We start from the raw sequence: 16449 nt of genomic DNA on the forward strand, positions 1-16449 counted from the left end.
CGGGAGTCGGGGTCGATCAGCGCGCCAGCGGCACGTCCGGGCGCCCGCGCCCGCATCCATCCTTCGCGAGACAGCAACGGAGCGTCGAGACCGCGGGTTTTACCCACAGTCTCGACGCTCCTTTGCAGTCTCGCGGTCCAGCGGCCTAGCGGCTGACCAGCCGCAGCCCCGGCGTCAGGCGGTCAGGCCGCGACGCTCCAGGAGCGGCTGGATCTCGGCGTCCCGGCCCCGGAAGTCGCGGTAGGCGGCGAGCGGGTCCTTCGAGCCGCCGACGCCGAGCAGACGGTCGCGGAACCGCTGGCCGTTCGCCGGCGTGAGGCCGCCGTTCTCGGTGAACCACTCGACGGTGTCGGCGTCGAGCACCTCGCTCCAGATGTACGAGTAGTACCCGGCGCTGTAGCCGCCGGAGAACACGTGCGCGAAGTAGGTGGAGGAGTAGCGCGTCGGGATGGCGGGGTTGTCCAGCCCGATGGCCGATAGTGCGGATGCCTCGAACTCCGCCACGTCGATGTCGCCGGCCGATTCAGCCGCGCTCACGGAGTGCCAGACCTGGTCGAGCCACGCGGCGGCGAGGTACTCGCTCGTCGCGAAGCCCTGGTTGAACGCCTCGGACGCCTTGAGCTTGGCGATGATCTCGGCGGGCAGCGGCTCGTTCGTGTCGACGTGGCGGGCGTAGTTCTCCAGTACCTGCGGCCAGTAGATCCACATCTCGTTGACCTGGCTGGGGAACTCGACGAAGTCGCGGAACACGGCGGTGCCGGAGAAGTGCGGATAGGTCACGGTCGCGAACAGGCCGTGCAGCGCGTGCCCGAACTCGTGGAAGAGCGTCGTCACCTGGTCCAGCGTCAGCAGCGTCGGCTTGCCCGGGCCGGGCTTGGACACGTTGAGGTTGTTCACCACGACGGGGTCGGTGCCGCGGAGTTCCGACTGCAGCACGATCGAGTTCATCCACGCGCCGCCGCGCTTCGTGTCGCGCGTATACAGATCCAGCACGAACAGGCCCAGTGCCGATCCGTCGGCGTTGTGGACCTCGAAGACGCGGGCGTCCGGGTGGTACGCGCCGAGGTCGGTGCGCTCGGTGAAGGTGATGCCGTACAGCTGCGTAGCGGCGTAGAACACGCCGTCCTGCAGTACCCGCTCCGCCTCGAACCACGGGCGCAGCGCGGCGGTGTCGAGGTCGTACTCTGCCGCGCGCACCTTCTCGGTGTAGAACGCCCAGTCGTGGGCTTCGAGGGCGAAGGGCTCCGCCTCGGCGTCGATGATCGCCTGCAGCGCGGCCTGCTCGCGGCCGGCGTTGCGCGCGGCCGGGGCGGCGAGCTTGTGCAGCAGCGCGTGCACGGCTTCGGGGGAGCCCGCCGTCTCATCCGCCGTGATGTACGCAGCGTGCGACGCGTAGCCCAGCAGCTCGGCCCGCTCGGCCCGCAGCCGGACGATCTCGAGCAGGACTCCGCGGTTGTCGTGGTCCCCGCCGCGTGAGCCGCGGGCACGGGATGCCTCGAGGATGCGACGACGGCTCTCTCGACGTGTCAGGGAGGAGAGGTACGGATGCCCCGTGAACAGCGTGAGGGTGACGACGTACTTGCCCTCCAGGCCGCGGTCGGTGGCCGCCTGCGCTGCGGCGGACAGCTCGCCCTCGGTCAGGCCGTCCAGTTCGGCGACGTCGTCGAAGACGACGGCGAGATCGTTGGTGTCGGCGAGGAGGTTCTTCTCGAAGGTCGTCGTCAAGGTCGACAGGCGCTGGTTCAGCTCGGTGAGACGCGCCTTCGCGTCGTCATCGAGGCCGGCGCCGGCGTGGGTCATCTCCCGGTAGTGACGTTCGACGAGGTACCGGTCTTCGCCTTCCAGGCCGAGCGTGTCGAGCTGGTCGTAAACGGTCTTGATGCGCCAGTAGAGCGCGCTGTCGAGCTGGATCGAGTCCTGGTGGGCGGCCATCAGCGGGGCCAGCTTCTCTTCAATCTCCTGGATCGGCTCGGTCGCGTCGGCCGAGGACACCGTGTAGAACGTGCGCGCCACCTGGCCCAGCAGGTCTCCGCTGCGCTCGAGAGGGACCAGTGTGTTCTCGAACGTCGGCATCGAGCGCACGAAGGTGATCGCGTTGATCTCGCGACGGTGATCGTCGAACGCCTGCTCGAACGCGGGCAGATAGTGCTCGGGACGAATGAGGGAGTAGTCGGGGAGACCGTAGGGCAGTGCCGAGGTCGAGAGAAGGGGGTTCGCGGAGTCGGACATGCGCTCAGCCTAATCGGCCACGACTGCATCCCTCCGAATCTTTGCAAAGAGAATTTCGCAAAGAAGTAGTTGCAAAGAACTCTTTGCAACGCTATCTTTGGAACGTGAGCACAGATGAGTCGGTCGAACATGGCGCAGGACACGGCGAGAAGGACTACCGCGTCCTGGATGCCGGAGCCCTGCGTGCGCTGGCACACCCGCTGCGCGTCCAGATCTACGACATCCTGAGCCAGTACGGACCGCAGACGGCAAGTTCGCTGGCGGTCCGGCTGGGGGAGTCGTCCGGTTCCACCAGCTACCACCTCCGTGCCCTCGCCGCCCATGACCTGATCGAAGAGGTCGAGGGTCGCGGCACCGGTCGCGAGCGCTGGTGGCACCGCCCGGTCGGCGGAGTCTCCTTCGCCAACCCCGACGCCATGAAGACGCCGTCCGGACGAGCCGCCACACAGCTCGTCATGGCCGAGTGGTTCCAGCGTCGCCAGTCCTACCTCATGGACTACATCAATCGCGGCATCAACGGCGAGCCCGAGGCGTGGCAGGAGGGCAGCCTGATCTCCACCGCCACCGCTCGGATGACACCGGAGCAGACGCAGGAGCTCGTCCAGCGCGTCCAGGCGCTCCTCGATGAAGCCGTCGAGAACTACCGCAACCAAGAAGGCGAGAACGTCCGCCCCGTCACCATGCGGGCCGACATCTTCCCGCTGCCCGCCGAAGGAGAAGCACTATGAGCGCGATCACCGCACCCCGCTCTTCGCATGTCTCGACGCGCGCCGCCGCTTGTGCGACACGGGTCGAACGAATTCTGCTCAACACCGCCGATCATCTGACCGCGGCCGTGGAACGACGGATGCAGCGGCGTGCCGCCGATCGTCCGTCCTCGGGCGCCGCCGCCCATGACGAACGCCGTCGCGATGCCGCGGCATCCGTCCACAGCGGACTGCTCCCGCAGTGAGCACGCCCGCAGGGGCGAGCGAGAAGACCGCCCGAGCGGCGCGACCGCCGCTCGGGCGGGACTTCGGCAAGCTGTGGACCGCCGCCGCCTTCAGCAACCTGGCCGACGGCCTCGGCCGCACGGCGGTCCCGCTGATCGCGACCACGCTCACCCGTGACCCGCTCGCGATCGCCGCCATCGGTGCCATTGCGTTCCTGCCCTGGCTGATCTTCGGGTTGCCGGCCGGCATGATCGTCGACCGGTTCGATCGCCGATGGGTGATGGCGATCGCCAACACGATCCGCGGCGGGACCGCCCTAGCGCTGGCCATCATGACCGTCACGGGGCACCTCACGATCTGGAGCCTCCTGGTCGCCACCCTGATCTTCGGCGTCGGCGAGACGCTGTTCGACAACGCGACCAACGCCGTCGTTCCCGGGCTCGTGGAGAACCGGGCGCTGGACCGCGCCAACGGATTCATGCAGGCGGCGCAGATCACGATCGACAGCTTCATCGCCACCCCGATCGCCGGCGTGCTGTTCGCCGTGTCCATGGTGCTTCCGCTATGGGTGGGGGCGGGCGGCTACATCGTGCCGATCGTGCTGGCGCTGCTCCTGCCGCTCGCCGCGGCCCGGCCGTTCCGCGATCCGGCGTCGACGGTGGCGGTCTCCCGCACCCCGGCGCGCGACGCGATCGGCTATCTCTGGCGGCACCACTACTTGCGCACGATGGTGATCTTCACCTCCGTCGTGGGCTGTGCGTTCTCGTTCGCGCAGGCGCCCACCATCCTGTACTTCCTCGACGTGATGCACGTGCAGCCGGTGGCGATCGGCTTCGTCACGGCCGGGATCGGCCTCGGCGCGCTGGCCGGCTCGCTCGTCGCGCCGCGGCTCGTGGAGCGCTTCGGCCGGGGGGCCGTGATGCTGTTCGCCAACATCGCGGCCGGTGTGTTCCTGGTCGGCGTCGGGCTCGCCCCGGAGGTCATCACCGCCGTCATCGCCTACGCGGGCATGGCGTTCGCCATCTCGACCTGGAACGTCCCGTGGGGTGCACTGCGGCAGACGATCGTGCCGGGGCACCTGTTCGGGCGCGTCCTCGGGATCATCCGCTCGTTCACGTGGGGGCTGTTCCCGTTCGCGACGCTGCTGGGCGGTCTGGTCGCGCGCTACGACCTGCGGCTGCCCTACCTGATCGCCGCCGTCGTGACTTTGATCGCCACGGCGATCGCGGCCCGCTTCATCCTGCGGGCGTCGCAGTACACCGGTCCCCTCGAGGACTGAACCGAGACCAGAATGGGCCGGCACCTGTGCGCCGGCCCATTCTTCGTGTGTGGATCAGTCCAGGTCGTCGTCGTGCTCGACGGTGACCTCACCGGTCGCGGTGAGGCGCACGATGACCCCCGTGTCGAGCTCTGCGATCGGGCGCTTCTCGAGCCAGGTCAGCGTCCAGCGCGGGGCATAGCCGCCATCCTGTGCTGCCAGTGCCGCGGCATCGGCCTCGGCGATCGCCGTGTGCAGGGCTGCGGGTACGGCGGCAGGAGGCTGCTCGCCGGCGGTCCAGCGGGTGCCGAGCTGCATCAGGCCTCCTCGACGGGGGCCAGCTCGATCGAGCCGACCGTCAATGCGACCTCGTCGCTCGTCACGAACTCGAGCTCTGCGATGCGGCCGACCGCGCGCAGGTCGCCCTCGGCGAGGCGCAGCGCCGCCACCTTGTCCGCGGGGGCGTTGACCACCGCACGCGACACGGGCGTCTTCTGGGACGCCTTCGCCTCGGTCTTCGCGCGACGGATGCCGATCAGGGCCTCGCTGGCGGCCGACAGCACGGCGGGGTCGCCGCCGCTCTCGTTCGAGGTCGGCCACGCCGCGGTGTGCACCGAACCCTCGTTGAACCACGACCACGACTCCTCGGTCGCGAACGAGAGCACCGGCGCGAGCAGGCGCAGCAGCGCGGAGAGCGCCATACGCAGCGCCAGCGCCGCCGAGGCCTGCCCGACATCGGTCTGGTTGTACGCGCGCTCCTTGACCAGCTCGAGGTAGTCGTCGCAGAACGTCCAGAAGAACTGCTCGGTCAGCTCGAGGGCACGGGCGTGGTCGTAGTTCTCCAGCGCCTTGGTCGCCTCGGCGATGACGCCGTCCAGCGTCGCGAGCATCGAGGCATCCACCGCGTGCGTCACCTCGGCGCCCTCGGGCACCGGGAACGAGAGCACGAACTTCGCCGCGTTGAGCACCTTGATCGCCAGGCGTCGGCCGATCTTGATCTGCGTCGGGTTCTGCGGGTCGAACGCCGCGTCCGTGCCGAGGCGGGAGCTGGCCGCCCAATAGCGCACCGCGTCCGAGCCGTGCTGGACGAGGATGTCGGCGGGCGTGACGACGTTGCCCTTCGACTTCGACATCTTCTTGCGGTCGGGGTCGACGATGAAGCCGGAGATCGCGGCATCCGTCCACGGCGCGCGGTCGTCCTCGAGGGCGCTGCGCAGCATCGTGGAGAACAGCCACGTGCGGATGATGTCCTGGCCCTGCGGGCGCAGATCGAACGGCGCGACGAGGTTCCACAGCTCCGGGTCGCGGTCCCAGCCACCGGCCAGCTGCGGTGTGAGCGACGAGGTCGCCCAGGTGTCGAAGATGTCCATCTCGGCGTCGAACCCGCCGGGCACGCCGCGCTGCTCGGCCGTGTAGCCGGGCGGGACATCGGAGGTCGGGTCGACTGGGAGCTGCGCGGCATCCGGCGTCAGAATACGGTCGTAGTCGCGGTCGCCGTTCTCGTCCAGCCCGTACCAGAGCGGGATCGGGACGCCGAAGAATCGCTGCCGCGAGACGAGCCAGTCGCCGGTGAGACCGTTGACCCAGTTCTCGTACCGGACGCGCATGAATTCGGGATGCCACGACAGCTGGCCGCCGAAATCGATGAGCTTCTCGCGGAGCTCGGCGTCACGAGCGCCGTTGCGCAGGTACCACTGGCGCGTGGAGACGATCTCGAGCGGGCGGTCGCCCTTCTCGAAGAACTTGACCGCGTGCGTGAACGGCTTCGGGTCGCCGATGAGCTCACCGGAGGCCTGCAGCAGCTCGACCATCTGCTTCTTGGCGCTGAACACGGTCTTGCCTGCCAGCTCGGCGTAGGCCGCGAGTCCGGCATCCGTCGTGATCGCCTCGGGGGCGTCGGCGAGGATGCGGCCGTCGTGACCGATGATCGTGCGGTTGGGCAGGTCCAGCTCGCGCCACCAGATGATGTCGGTGACGTCACCGAACGTGCAGATCATCGCGATGCCGGAGCCCTTGTCGGGCTGGGCGAGCGGGTGCGCGAGCACGGGTACCTCGACGTCGAAGATCGGGGTGCGCACGGTCGAGCCGAACAGCGGCTGATACCGCTCGTCGTCGGGGTGCGCGACGAGGGCCACACACGCCGCGAGCAGCTCGGGGCGCGTCGTCTCGATGAAGATGTCGTCGCTCGGGCCGTGGAAGGCGAGGCGGTGGAACGCGGCCGGCTGGTCGCGGTCCTCGAGCTCGGCCTGCGCGATCGCGGAGCGGAAGTCGATGTCCCACAGCGTCGGGGCCATGGCCTGGTAGGCCTCGCCGCGCTCCAGGTTGCGCAGGAACGCGCCCTGGCTGGTGCGGATGGTGTCATCCGAGATCGTGCGGTAGGTCTGGGTCCAGTCCACGCTCAGACCGAGCTTGCGCCACAGGTCCTCGAAGTGCTTCTCGTCCTCGACCGTGAGCTTCTCGCACAGCTCGATGAAGTTGCGGCGACTGATCGCGATCTGGTCGGCCGCGCGGGAGCTCTTGTTGTCGCCGCCCTCGAACGGAGGCGTGAAGTCGACGTCGTACGGGAGCGTCGGGTCGCAGCGCACGCCGTAGTAGTTCTGCACGCGCCGCTCGGTCGGCAGCCCGTTGTCATCCCACCCCATGGGGTAGAACACGGTCTTGCCGCGCATCCGCTCGAAGCGCACCTTCACGTCGGTGTGCGTATATGAGAAAACGTGCCCAATGTGCAGGCTGCCCGAGGCCGTCGGCGGGGGAGTGTCGACCGAGTAGATGCCGGTGCGGCCGACTTCGGCCGCACGGATACGGTCGAACAGGTACGTGCCCTGCGCCTTCCATGAGGCATCCCACTTGTCTTCGAGACCCTCGAGGGCGGGCTTGTCGGGAATGTGCGCGTCGGCCATCAGATCTCCTGCGATATGTGCGGCACCGTGTGATCGTGCCTGAGTGTGGGATGTCCTGCGATTCTACCCGGGCGGGATGGGGGAGTCGCTCGTCGCGCGGCCAGGCTCGCCCACGCCGGCACATCCCGGCGCTGTGCGCCCCGACATGGCCGCAATTCAGTCTCTGCGTCGTGCGCGACGCGGGGCTGCGCGGCGAATCCGGGCTTCAGCGCGGTGGCCGGTGACGTCGGGACTGAATTGCGAACGGATGTCGTGGGCTCGATGCGCCGCGCGGCGGGTCGGCTCAGTCGCGCACGTCCACGCCGACGGCGGCGGCGAAGTGGCGACCGAGGGCGGTGACCTGCTGGTCGCCCATCGTCGCGCCGCGCAGGCCTGCCATGTCGAGATAGCGGACGGCGTCCAGCCCGCGCAGATCGACGTGCTCGATCTTCCAGCCGCGATTGTCGACGTCGTCGACCCGGCAGCCCTCGAAAGCGACGCGACCGAGCTTGGCCTGCGGTGCGTCGAGCGAGCCGATGATGCAGTCGACGAACAGCACGTCGAAGGCGTCGCAGCCCGCCAGGGTGAGGTAGTCCACGCGCAGCCCGCGGAACTCGACGCCCGACAGGCTGCTGCGCGAGAGATCGAGTGTCGCGACGCGCCCGCCGGTGACCCGCACCGTCTGCCAGCGGGTCTCGCGCCCGTTGATCTCGACGCCGCGGAGCTCCTGGATGTCGACATCCACCAGTCGGGACCGAGACAGGTCCAGCCGGGCCACATCGACATCGCGCAGCACGCTTTCGCTCAGATGCGCGTTCGACGCGTCCACCTCACCGCTGAGTCCCTCGACGAGCGCGGCGATGACTTCGATGCGCGGCCGGAGAGTCGCGGGGTCGAGGGTGGCCGGGAGATCGGGAGCCGAGATGCGGGGAGCGAGGGGAGTCGAAGAACGTGCCATCCCTCCACGCTACGCGGCGGCGGTGACACTCTCCGGATGTCCGGCGGACTCCGGCTCCGGTGCCGTCCGTGCCGCCGCGAGGGCAGCGAGGAACGTCAGCAGGGCCATCGGCGCGAGCACGAGCCCCGGATGCCACCACGCGAAGCCGCTCGCCTCGCCGATCCACAGCGTGACCGCGGGCACGAACCCGCTGACCGTTGCGGCGATCGCGTAGGAGATCGACAGCGCCGAGTAGCGGAAGCGGTCGGGGAACAGATCGTTCATGAGTCCGCCCAGCGCCGCCCACGACATGGTGGGCAGGATGCCGCCGATGATCATCGTCGCGACGAGGATCGGGAACGTCGCGAACTGCAGCACGAAGTACATCGGGAAGGCGATCAGCAGCGTGCCGAGCGCGCCCCATGCGACGACGCGCGCCGAACCGATGCGTGCCGCCCACGCGCCGAAGAGCGGGATGGTGATCAGCTGCAGCAGCGCACCGATCGTGGTGGCCACGAGCAGGTCCTGGAAGCTGAACCCCAGCTCGGCCACGCCGTAGTTGATCGTGTAGGTGTTCATCAGCGAGTACGAGCCGATGCCGAGCAGGGCCGCGCCGATCGCGATGACGACGGCGACCGGGCGAGCGGTGAACATCGTGACGAAGGGGACGCGCTCGCGGCGACCCTCGGCCACGACCTCCTTGAACACCGGCGTCTCATCGATCGACCAGCGCAGGTACAGCGAAACCGCCAGCAGGGGCAGCGCGAGCAGGAACGGGATGCGCCAGCCCCATGCGGCGAGCTCCTCCGGCGGGAGCACGATCGTCATGACGATGAACAGCGCGGCAGACAGGATCGAGCCGACGGGGGAGCCGAGCTGGGGGATCGCGGCGTAGAAGGCGCGCTTGACCGGACCGGAGTGCTCGGTCGCGAGCAGGATCGATCCGCCCCACTCGCCGCCGAGCGAGAGGCCCTGCGCGATGCGCAGCACGAAGAGGAGCACAGCGCCGAGCCACCCCGCCTGTGCGTAGGTCGGCAGCAGGCCGATGAGGCCGGTCGCGATGCCCATGATGCCGACCGTCCACAGCAGCGTGGAGCGGCGTCCGAGCCGGTCACCCATGTAGCCGAAGATCACCGCGCCGATCGGGCGGACGATGAACGCGATCGCGATCGTGAGGAATGCCAGCATCTGGCCGCCGAACTCGCCGAGGGGAGCGAAGAACAGCGGACCGATGAAGAACGCCGAGAAGTACGCGAAGACGTAGAAGTCGAACGACTCGAGCGAGGTCCCCACCATCGAGGCCCAGGCGACACGTCGGGGAGTGTTGGCGGAGCGGGCGGAATCCAGCGGTGCGGTAGCGGTCACGAGCATCCATCCTTGCACGGGTTCGGGCATTGATGGACTGGAGCCAGAATTGTGTCGACGGCGCAGAGTCCGGCACCGAAAAGCGGACCACCGCCGCCGTAGGGCGAACCGGTAGACTGGAGCTCACAGACATCGATCCGGCCATCACCGGGGAGTCTTCGGAAGAACGGTCCTCTCGGGGACTCACTAGAACCGAACGGGTCAGGCCCGTCACAGCCGCAGTGAGAGAGGCCCCTGCTCGAGAGAACGGGGGCACGCGGGGTGGTACCGCGGTTCTTCCATTCGGGAGAGTCGTCCTCGCAGGAAGCATCGCGACCTGCTGGAGTGACATGACCTACCCGAAGCCCTCTGCCTTTGGCCCCGCGGCCGATCTCGTGCCGAGCCCGCGCTTCCCCGAGATCGAGCAGGATGTGCTCGATTTCTGGAAGGCCGACGACACCTTCCGCGCGTCGATCGAGCAGCGCGAGGGCGCCCCGGAGTGGGTCTTCTACGACGGCCCGCCGTTCGCCAACGGCCTGCCGCACTACGGGCACCTGCTCACCGGCTACGCGAAGGACCTCTTCCCGCGCTTCCAGACGATGCGCGGCAAGAAGGTCGATCGCGTGTTCGGGTGGGACACGCACGGTCTTCCCGCCGAGCTCGAGGCGATGAAGCAGCTCGGCATCACCGAGAAGGAGGAGATCGAGCGGATGGGCGTGGCGACCTTCAACGCGAAGGCGCGCGAGTCGGTGCTCGAGTACACCCGCGAGTGGCAGGACTACGTCACGCGTCAGGCGCGCTGGGTGGACTTCGAGCGAGGCTACAAGACGCTCGACACCTCCTACATGGAGTCGGTGCTGTGGGCCTTCAAGACCCTGTTCGACAAGGGTCTTGCGTACGAGGGCTACCGCGTGCTGCCGTACTGCTGGCGTGACCAGACGCCTCTCTCCAGTCACGAGCTGCGTATGGACGACGACGTCTACAAGATGCGCCAGGATCCCTCGGTCACGGTGTCGTTCCCGCTCGTCGGCATCAAGGCCGAGTCGCTCGGCCTCACCGGTGTGCGTGCCCTCGCGTGGACGACGACGCCGTGGACGCTCCCGACCAACCTCGCGCTCGCCGTGGGTCCCGGCATCCGCTACGTCGTCGTTCCCGGCGGACCGGCCGGTGCGGCGGACGTGCACCACGGCCCCGACGGGCGTTCCGACGACCCGGTCGAGGCGACCGCGCACCGCTACCTCCTGGCCGAGGATCTCCTGGCCGGGTACGCGAAGGACCTCGGGTACGAATCGGCGGATGCCGCGCGCGAGGCCGTCGTGCAGACCGTGCTGGGCGCCGACCTGGCCGATGTCGCGTACGACCGTCTCTTCGACTACTACGCCGACGCCGAGACCTGGGGCACGCAGAACGCGTGGCGCATCCTCGTCGACGACTACGTCACGACCTCGGACGGCACCGGCATCGTGCACCAGGCCCCGGCCTTCGGCGAGGACGACCAGCGGGTCGCCGAGGCCGCGGGCATCCCGACGATCCTGAGCCTCGACGACGGCGGTCGCTTCCTGCCCGCCGTGACCGACGTCGCGGGCGAGCTGTGGATGGACGCGAACACGCCGCTCATCCGCCTGCTCCGCCAGGACGGACGTCTGCTGCGTCTCGCCAGCTACGAGCACTCCTACCCGCACTGCTGGCGGTGCCGGAACCCCCTGATCTACAAGGCCGTGTCGAGCTGGTTCGTGCGTGTCACCGACATCAAGGACCGCCTGATCGCGAACAACGAGCTGATCACGTGGGCGCCCGAGAACGTCAAGCACGGTCAGTTCGGCAAGTGGCTCGAAGGGGCGCGCGACTGGTCGATCAGCCGCAACCGCTACTGGGGCTCGCCCATCCCGATCTGGAAGAGCGATGACCCCGAGTACCCGCGCATCGACGCCTACGGCTCGCTGGCCGAGATGGAGCAGGACTTCGGTCGCCTGCCGCGCAATGCCGCGGGCGAAGTCGACCTGCACCGCCCGTACATCGACGACCTGACCCGACCCAACCCGGACGACCCGACCGGCAACAGCACGATGCGCCGCATCGAGGACGTCCTGGATGTCTGGTTCGACTCCGGGTCGATGCCGTTCGCGCAGGTGCACTACCCGTTCGAGAACCACGACTGGTTCGACGAGCACTCGCCGGCCGACTTCATCGTGGAGTACATCGGCCAGACGCGCGGGTGGTTCTACCTGATGCACGTGCTGTCCACGGCCCTGTTCGACCGCCCCGCCTTCACCGGCGTGTCATGCCACGGCATCGTGCTCGGCAGCGACGGGCAGAAGATGTCGAAGTCGCTGCGCAACTACCCGGACGTGTCCGAGGTGTTCGATCGGGACGGGTCCGACGCCATGCGCTGGTTCCTGATGTCCTCCAGCGTCCTGCGCGGCGGCAACCTCATCGTGACCGAGGAAGGCATCCGCTCGGGCGTGCGGGAGTTCATGCTGCCCCTGTGGAACGCGTGGTACTTCTTCTCGACCTACGCGAACGCCGCGGGCGAGCAGGGCGGTGCCGGCTACGAGGCGCGTTGGCGCACGGATTCGACCGATGTCCTGGATCGCTACATCCTCGCCCTCACCGGCGATCTCGTGCGCGATGTCGCCGCCGATCTGGAGGTGCTGGACTCCACCAGCGCGACGGCCAAGCTGCGCGACTTCGGCGAGGCGCTGACGAATTGGTACGTGCGTCGCTCTCGCGATCGGTTCTGGACCGGCGTCACCGACGACCCCCGCTCGACGGAGGCCTTCGACACGCTCTACACGGTGCTCGAGACGGTCACGCGCGTGGCCGCTCCGCTGCTGCCGCTGATCTCCGAGCGCGTCTGGCAGGGCCTCACCGGTGGACGCAGCGTGCACCTGGAGGACTGGCCCGACGCGGCGCCTTTCGCCCCGGCGCAGGACATCCGCACCGCGATGGACGCGGTGCGCGAGGTCTCCAGCGTCGCCAACGCCATGCGCAAGCGTGAGGGGAAGCGCGTGCGGCTGCCGCTCGCGCGACTCACGGTCGTGGTCCCGGATGCCGCATCCCTGGCCCAGTTCGACGACATCCTGCGTGAGGAGCTCAACGTCAAGAGCGTCGAGCTCGTCGAGTTCGACACCGACAAGGCGTCGGAGTACGGCATCACGCATCGCCTGTCGGTGAACGCCCGTGCGGCCGGCCCCCGTCTGGGCAAGCAGGTGCAGCAGGCGATCCAGGCGGCCAAGGCGGGGGACTGGTCCGAACAGGACGGCGCCGTCGTCGCCGGCGGCCTGGCGCTCGAGCCCGCCGAGTACGAACTCGTGCTCGAGACCACCGGCCGTCCGGACGGCGAAGCTCTGGCGACCCTGCCCGGTGGCGGCTTCGTGCTGCTGGACACCACCACCACGCCCGAGCTGGAGGCCGAGGGCCTGGCCCGCGACGTCATCCGCGCCGTGCAGGAGACGCGCAAGTCCGCCGCGTTCGAGGTCAGCGACCGCATCCGTCTCCAGCTGCTGTTCTCCGACGCCGAGGACGCCGCCGCCGTACGGTCGGCGTTCGACATCGCCGATGTCGCGGGGGAGACCCTCGCTCTGGATCACGGCGTGCTGGTGGAGGGCGAGGGCGTGCATCTGCCCGCCGATGCGCCCGCCGAGGTCTGGCACCCGCTCGTTTTCGGGGCCGTCCCGGAGCACGTCGGGTACGTGCCCAGCGGGACGTACGCGAACCGCGGCGGCTTCCATGTCGCCGTCACCCGGATGGAGGTCCCCGCATGAACGATCGCAAGAGAGCGGATGCGGTCTACGCCGCGCTGCTGACCCGTCAGGGCGAGGCGTGGGTGCAGCCGCGCGTGGAGCGCACACGCCGGGTGCTCGAGCTGCTGGATGACCCGCAGCGCACCTACCGCGTGGTGCACGTCACCGGCACGAACGGCAAGACCTCCACCAGTCGCCTCATCGAGAGCCTGGTCCGCGCGCACGGTCTGCGCACCGGTCTGTTCACCAGCCCTCACCTGGAGCGCTTCACGGAGCGCATGATGGTCGACGGCGAACCGATCGACGACGGTGCCGTGGCGGATGCCTGGGACGAGATCGAGCCGTTCGTCGACCTCGTCGACGCCGAGCTCGCCGCCGCAGGCGATGCCGCGCTGACGTTCTTCGAGCTGCTGACGGTGCTGGCGTTCGTCGCCTTCGCGGATGCGCCGGTGGATGTCCTCGTGCTCGAGGTCGGGATGGGCGGCGCGTGGGACTCCACGAACACGGCCGACGGCGATGTCGCAGTGTTCGCGCCGATCGCGCTGGACCACGCCGACCGGCTGGGCGCCACGATCGCCGAGATCGCGACCGTGAAGTCCGGCATCATCAAGGACGGCGCCGCGGTCGTGTCCGCGCGTCAGGACCCCGCGGCCGAGGCCGTGCTGCGCGCGGCCGCCGCCGCGCGCGGCGCCACGATCGCGTTCGAGGGCGAGCAGTTCGGCCTCGTCTCGGATCGTCTCGCCGTCGGCGGTCAGCTCATCTCGGTGCGCGGGCTCGCCGGCACGTACGACGACGAGTACCTGCCCCTGTACGGCGCACACCAGGCGTTCAACGCAGCCCTGGCCATCGCCGCGGTCGAGTCGCTGATCGGGGCGGCGACCCAGCCGATCGCCGGCGACATCCTCACCGAAGCCTTCGGTCAGGTGACCTCGCCCGGACGCCTCCAGCTGGTCGGGGTCAGCCCCACCGTCCTGGTGGATGCCGCGCACAACCCGCACGGCGTGCACGCGCTCGTCGAGGCGCTGGGCCATTCGTTCGACTTCGACGAGTGGGGTGTCGTGCTGGGCGTCTTCACGGACAAGGACGCCGCCGGCATCGTCGCGGAGATCGCCCCGATCGCGACCCAGGTGTTCGCCACCGCCCCCGATTCGGAACGGGCGAATGAGGCGGATGCCATCGCCGACTATGCGGAGGCCGCCGGAATGCCCGTGACCGTCCACGACAACGTGTCCGACGCGGCGGAGGCGGCCCGAGCATGGGCCGCTGCATCCGATCGTCGGGCCGTCGTCATCGCCGGCTCGGTCGTCCTGGCCGGCGAAGCCCTGGCCGTGGCGGCCCGGGAAGACTGGAAGGCAGGGTGGAGCGAGTGAGCGTCGAATCAGCGGAGGTTCCGGCTCCGCGCCGTGAGCGTCGTCGTCGGGGTGCCGCCGAATCGCTCGGCTCGATCGTCCTGATCTTCGAGTCGGTCGTCGTGTTCCTCGGCGGACTCGTCGTGTTCGGCCTCAAGGCCCTGCCCGAGCCCATTGCGCCGTGGTGGGGTGTTGTGGGCGGCATCGTGCTCGCCATCGCGATGATCGCGGTTTCGGGGATGCTGCGGCACCGCTGGGCGATCGCCGTCGGCTGGGCGCTCCAGGTGGTCGTCGCGCTGGCGGCATTCGTGGTTCCCGCATTCCTCATCGTCGCTCTGATTTTCGGTGGCATGTGGGCGTATGCCACCATCAAAGGAGCGTCCCTCGACGCTCGCAACGCGCGTCTCGCGCAGGATCCCGGCATCCCGAACGGAGACTGAACATGTCCACTGAAGAGACCCTCATCCTGGTGAAGCCCGATGGCGTCGCCCGCGGCCTCACCGGCGCGATCCTGGCCCGAATCGAAGCCAAGGGCTACTCGCTGGTGGACATCCGCCTCGTCGAGCCCGACCGCGACCTTCTCGAGCAGCACTACGCCGAGCACGAGGGGAAGCCGTTCTACGAGCCGCTCCTCGAGTTCATGATGTCGGGACCGTCTGTCGCGATCCGCCTGGCCGGCAACCGCGTCATCGAGGGCTTCCGGTCGCTCGCCGGCACCACCGACCCGACCACGGCGGCTCCCGGTACCATCCGCGGCGACTTCGGCCGTGACTGGGGCCTGAAGGTGCAGCAGAACCTCGTGCACGGCTCGGACAGCCCCGAGTCCGCGGCGCGCGAACTGGACATCTGGTTCCCGTAGCCCGCACGTGAGAGGGCCCGGAAGGCGCGACAGCAGTCGCACCTTCCGGGCCGTTCTCGTTCAGGCGAAGAGCGTGCCGAAGATGTTGGTCAGTGCGTCCAGGCGCACCTGCGCCAGGACCACGATGATCGCGTAGCTCACGATCGTGATCAGCGGCACCCACGGCATGAGCTTGCCGGCGGAGCGGCGGATGTTCGCGGGTGCGGGCAGGATGCCGGTGCGCAGGATGTGCACGGTCACGACGTAGAACGACGGGATCACGACGGCCCACGTCACCATGCACCACGGGCACAGCGTGCCGAGGACGAAGATGCTCTGCCCGATCAGCCAGCAGACGAACACGAACGCCAGCAGCATCCCGAGTTCGAACAGCCACCAGAACCAGCGGGCGAACCGCGCTCCGGCCAGGATCGCGACGCCGACCACGATGGGGGCGACCCAGGCGGTGAGGCCGATGATCGGGTTCGGGAACCCGAGGATGCTGCCCTGCCACGAGTCGAGGTTCGCCGTACACTGCACCAGCACGCTGAAGTCGCAGGATGCCGCCGTGCCGGGGAACTCCAGCGCGTGCAGCTTCTCGAGCGTGAGCTGGAACGCGGCCCACCAGCCGATGACGCCGGCGACCACCAGCCAGACGGCCATGACGGTCGGGCGGGTGTGGCTCTGCGGCGAAGACATGCCTCGGATTATGGCATCGCCGCCTGTGCGAAGCGCGCACGCACGACCGGAGAAATCCCCGGAATCCATCTCGTCGCACATCGAACGGGGGAAAGTGCGATAATAGATCCCGATGCGCAGCGGCCGCGCCGCACAAAGCATCACAGAAAAGACTTCGGGCCACGAGAGCCCTTCGCAGCCTGAGCCACGGGCCGGCTGCAGACCGAGTGAGTTTGCGGCACCGACGTGAGGTGCCGCACGA

13 protein-coding genes are annotated in these 16449 nt (G+C 68.8%); 7 read left to right on the plus strand and 6 right to left on the minus strand.

The genetic code is table 11. The features are described from left to right. Positions 1 to 174 precede the first annotated feature (174 nt). Positions 175 to 2229: a M3 family metallopeptidase gene (locus ASD65_RS01715; RefSeq protein WP_056217568.1), complete on the minus strand. Its 2055-nt coding sequence runs from the start codon at positions 2227 to 2229 to the stop codon at positions 175 to 177. A 104-nt stretch (positions 2230 to 2333) separates the two neighbouring features. On the opposite strand from ASD65_RS01715, the gene ASD65_RS01720 reads away from it, so the two are divergent. The 3 genes from ASD65_RS01720 to ASD65_RS01730 are packed head-to-tail and all read left to right on the plus strand — an operon-like array spanning position 2334 to position 4440. Next, positions 2334 to 2957, plus strand: a complete 624-nt coding sequence (locus ASD65_RS01720; RefSeq protein WP_056217570.1) for an ArsR/SmtB family transcription factor — start codon at positions 2334 to 2336, stop codon at positions 2955 to 2957. Then, positions 2954 to 3181: a hypothetical protein gene (locus ASD65_RS01725; RefSeq protein WP_056217572.1), complete on the plus strand. Its 228-nt coding sequence runs from the start codon at positions 2954 to 2956 to the stop codon at positions 3179 to 3181. Before ASD65_RS01720 ends, ASD65_RS01725 begins: the two co-directional genes overlap by 4 nt. Next, entirely contained in the window at positions 3178 to 4440 is a 1263-nt protein-coding gene (locus tag ASD65_RS01730) for an MFS transporter (RefSeq protein ID WP_056217574.1), read from the plus strand. Before ASD65_RS01725 ends, ASD65_RS01730 begins: the two co-directional genes overlap by 4 nt. A gap of 54 nt (positions 4441 to 4494) precedes the next feature. On the opposite strand, the gene ASD65_RS01735 is transcribed toward ASD65_RS01730, so the two are convergent. The 4 genes from ASD65_RS01735 to ASD65_RS01750 all read right to left on the minus strand — a co-directional run bounded on the left by ASD65_RS01735 (position 4495) and on the right by ASD65_RS01750 (position 9606). Beyond that, positions 4495 to 4737, minus strand: a complete 243-nt coding sequence (locus tag ASD65_RS01735; protein WP_056217577.1) for a hypothetical protein — start codon at positions 4735 to 4737, stop codon at positions 4495 to 4497. Further along, positions 4737 to 7319: a valine--tRNA ligase gene (gene valS / locus ASD65_RS01740; RefSeq protein WP_056217580.1), complete on the minus strand. Its 2583-nt coding sequence runs from the start codon at positions 7317 to 7319 to the stop codon at positions 4737 to 4739. Before valS ends, ASD65_RS01735 begins: the two co-directional genes overlap by 1 nt. 283 nt (positions 7320 to 7602) lie before the next feature. Next, a complete protein-coding gene (locus ASD65_RS01745; protein ID WP_056217583.1) occupies positions 7603 to 8256 on the minus strand; it encodes a pentapeptide repeat-containing protein in 654 nt (217 codons plus the stop codon). A 9-nt stretch (positions 8257 to 8265) separates the two neighbouring features. Further along, positions 8266 to 9606: an MFS transporter gene (locus ASD65_RS01750; protein WP_056217586.1), complete on the minus strand. Its 1341-nt coding sequence runs from the start codon at positions 9604 to 9606 to the stop codon at positions 8266 to 8268. A 323-nt stretch (positions 9607 to 9929) separates the two neighbouring features. On the opposite strand from ASD65_RS01750, the gene ileS reads away from it, so the two are divergent. The 4 genes from ileS to ndk are packed head-to-tail and all read left to right on the plus strand — an operon-like array spanning position 9930 to position 15530. Continuing rightward, on the plus strand, positions 9930 to 13343 hold the full coding sequence (gene ileS / locus ASD65_RS01755) for an isoleucine--tRNA ligase (RefSeq protein ID WP_056217587.1): 3414 nt from the start codon (positions 9930 to 9932) through the stop codon (positions 13341 to 13343). Then, entirely contained in the window at positions 13340 to 14692 is a 1353-nt protein-coding gene (locus ASD65_RS01760) for a bifunctional folylpolyglutamate synthase/dihydrofolate synthase (protein ID WP_056217590.1), read from the plus strand. Before ileS ends, ASD65_RS01760 begins: the two co-directional genes overlap by 4 nt. Further along, positions 14689 to 15111 carry a DUF4233 domain-containing protein gene (locus tag ASD65_RS01765; protein ID WP_056217596.1) on the plus strand — a complete coding sequence of 141 codons (423 nt, stop codon included), beginning with the start codon at positions 14689 to 14691 and terminating at the stop codon, positions 15109 to 15111. Before ASD65_RS01760 ends, ASD65_RS01765 begins: the two co-directional genes overlap by 4 nt. A 2-nt stretch (positions 15112 to 15113) precedes the next feature. After that, positions 15114 to 15530, plus strand: a complete 417-nt coding sequence (gene ndk / locus ASD65_RS01770; RefSeq protein ID WP_056217599.1) for a nucleoside-diphosphate kinase — start codon at positions 15114 to 15116, stop codon at positions 15528 to 15530. Between the two features lie 60 nt (positions 15531 to 15590). Here the strand turns inward: ndk and ASD65_RS01775 are convergent, their stop codons facing one another. After that, positions 15591 to 16208 (minus strand): vitamin K epoxide reductase family protein, encoded by a 618-nt coding sequence (locus ASD65_RS01775; protein ID WP_056217601.1) that lies wholly within the window; start codon positions 16206 to 16208, stop codon positions 15591 to 15593. Positions 16209 to 16449 lie beyond the last annotated feature (241 nt).

The organism is Microbacterium sp. Root61 (assembly GCF_001427525.1).
Taxonomy (GTDB): domain Bacteria; phylum Actinomycetota; class Actinomycetes; order Actinomycetales; family Microbacteriaceae; genus Microbacterium.

What these genes read in the sequence shown, in the direction of transcription:
- ASD65_RS01715 (WP_056217568.1), bottom strand. Translation starts at nt 2,229, where the DNA reads ATGTCCGACTCCGCGAACCCCCTTCTCTCGACCTCGGCACTGCCCTAC.
- ASD65_RS01725 (WP_056217572.1), top strand. Translation starts at nt 2,954, where the DNA reads ATGAGCGCGATCACCGCACCCCGCTCTTCGCATGTCTCGACGCGCGCC.
- ASD65_RS01735 (WP_056217577.1), bottom strand. Translation starts at nt 4,737, where the DNA reads ATGCAGCTCGGCACCCGCTGGACCGCCGGCGAGCAGCCTCCTGCCGCC.
- valS (WP_056217580.1), bottom strand. Translation starts at nt 7,319, where the DNA reads ATGGCCGACGCGCACATTCCCGACAAGCCCGCCCTCGAGGGTCTCGAA.
- ASD65_RS01745 (WP_056217583.1), bottom strand. Translation starts at nt 8,256, where the DNA reads ATGGCACGTTCTTCGACTCCCCTCGCTCCCCGCATCTCGGCTCCCGAT.
- ASD65_RS01750 (WP_056217586.1), bottom strand. Translation starts at nt 9,606, where the DNA reads ATGCTCGTGACCGCTACCGCACCGCTGGATTCCGCCCGCTCCGCCAAC.
- ileS (WP_056217587.1), top strand. Translation starts at nt 9,930, where the DNA reads ATGACCTACCCGAAGCCCTCTGCCTTTGGCCCCGCGGCCGATCTCGTG.
- ASD65_RS01760 (WP_056217590.1), top strand. Translation starts at nt 13,340, where the DNA reads ATGAACGATCGCAAGAGAGCGGATGCGGTCTACGCCGCGCTGCTGACC.
- ndk (WP_056217599.1), top strand. Translation starts at nt 15,114, where the DNA reads ATGTCCACTGAAGAGACCCTCATCCTGGTGAAGCCCGATGGCGTCGCC.
- ASD65_RS01775 (WP_056217601.1), bottom strand. Translation starts at nt 16,208, where the DNA reads ATGTCTTCGCCGCAGAGCCACACCCGCCCGACCGTCATGGCCGTCTGG.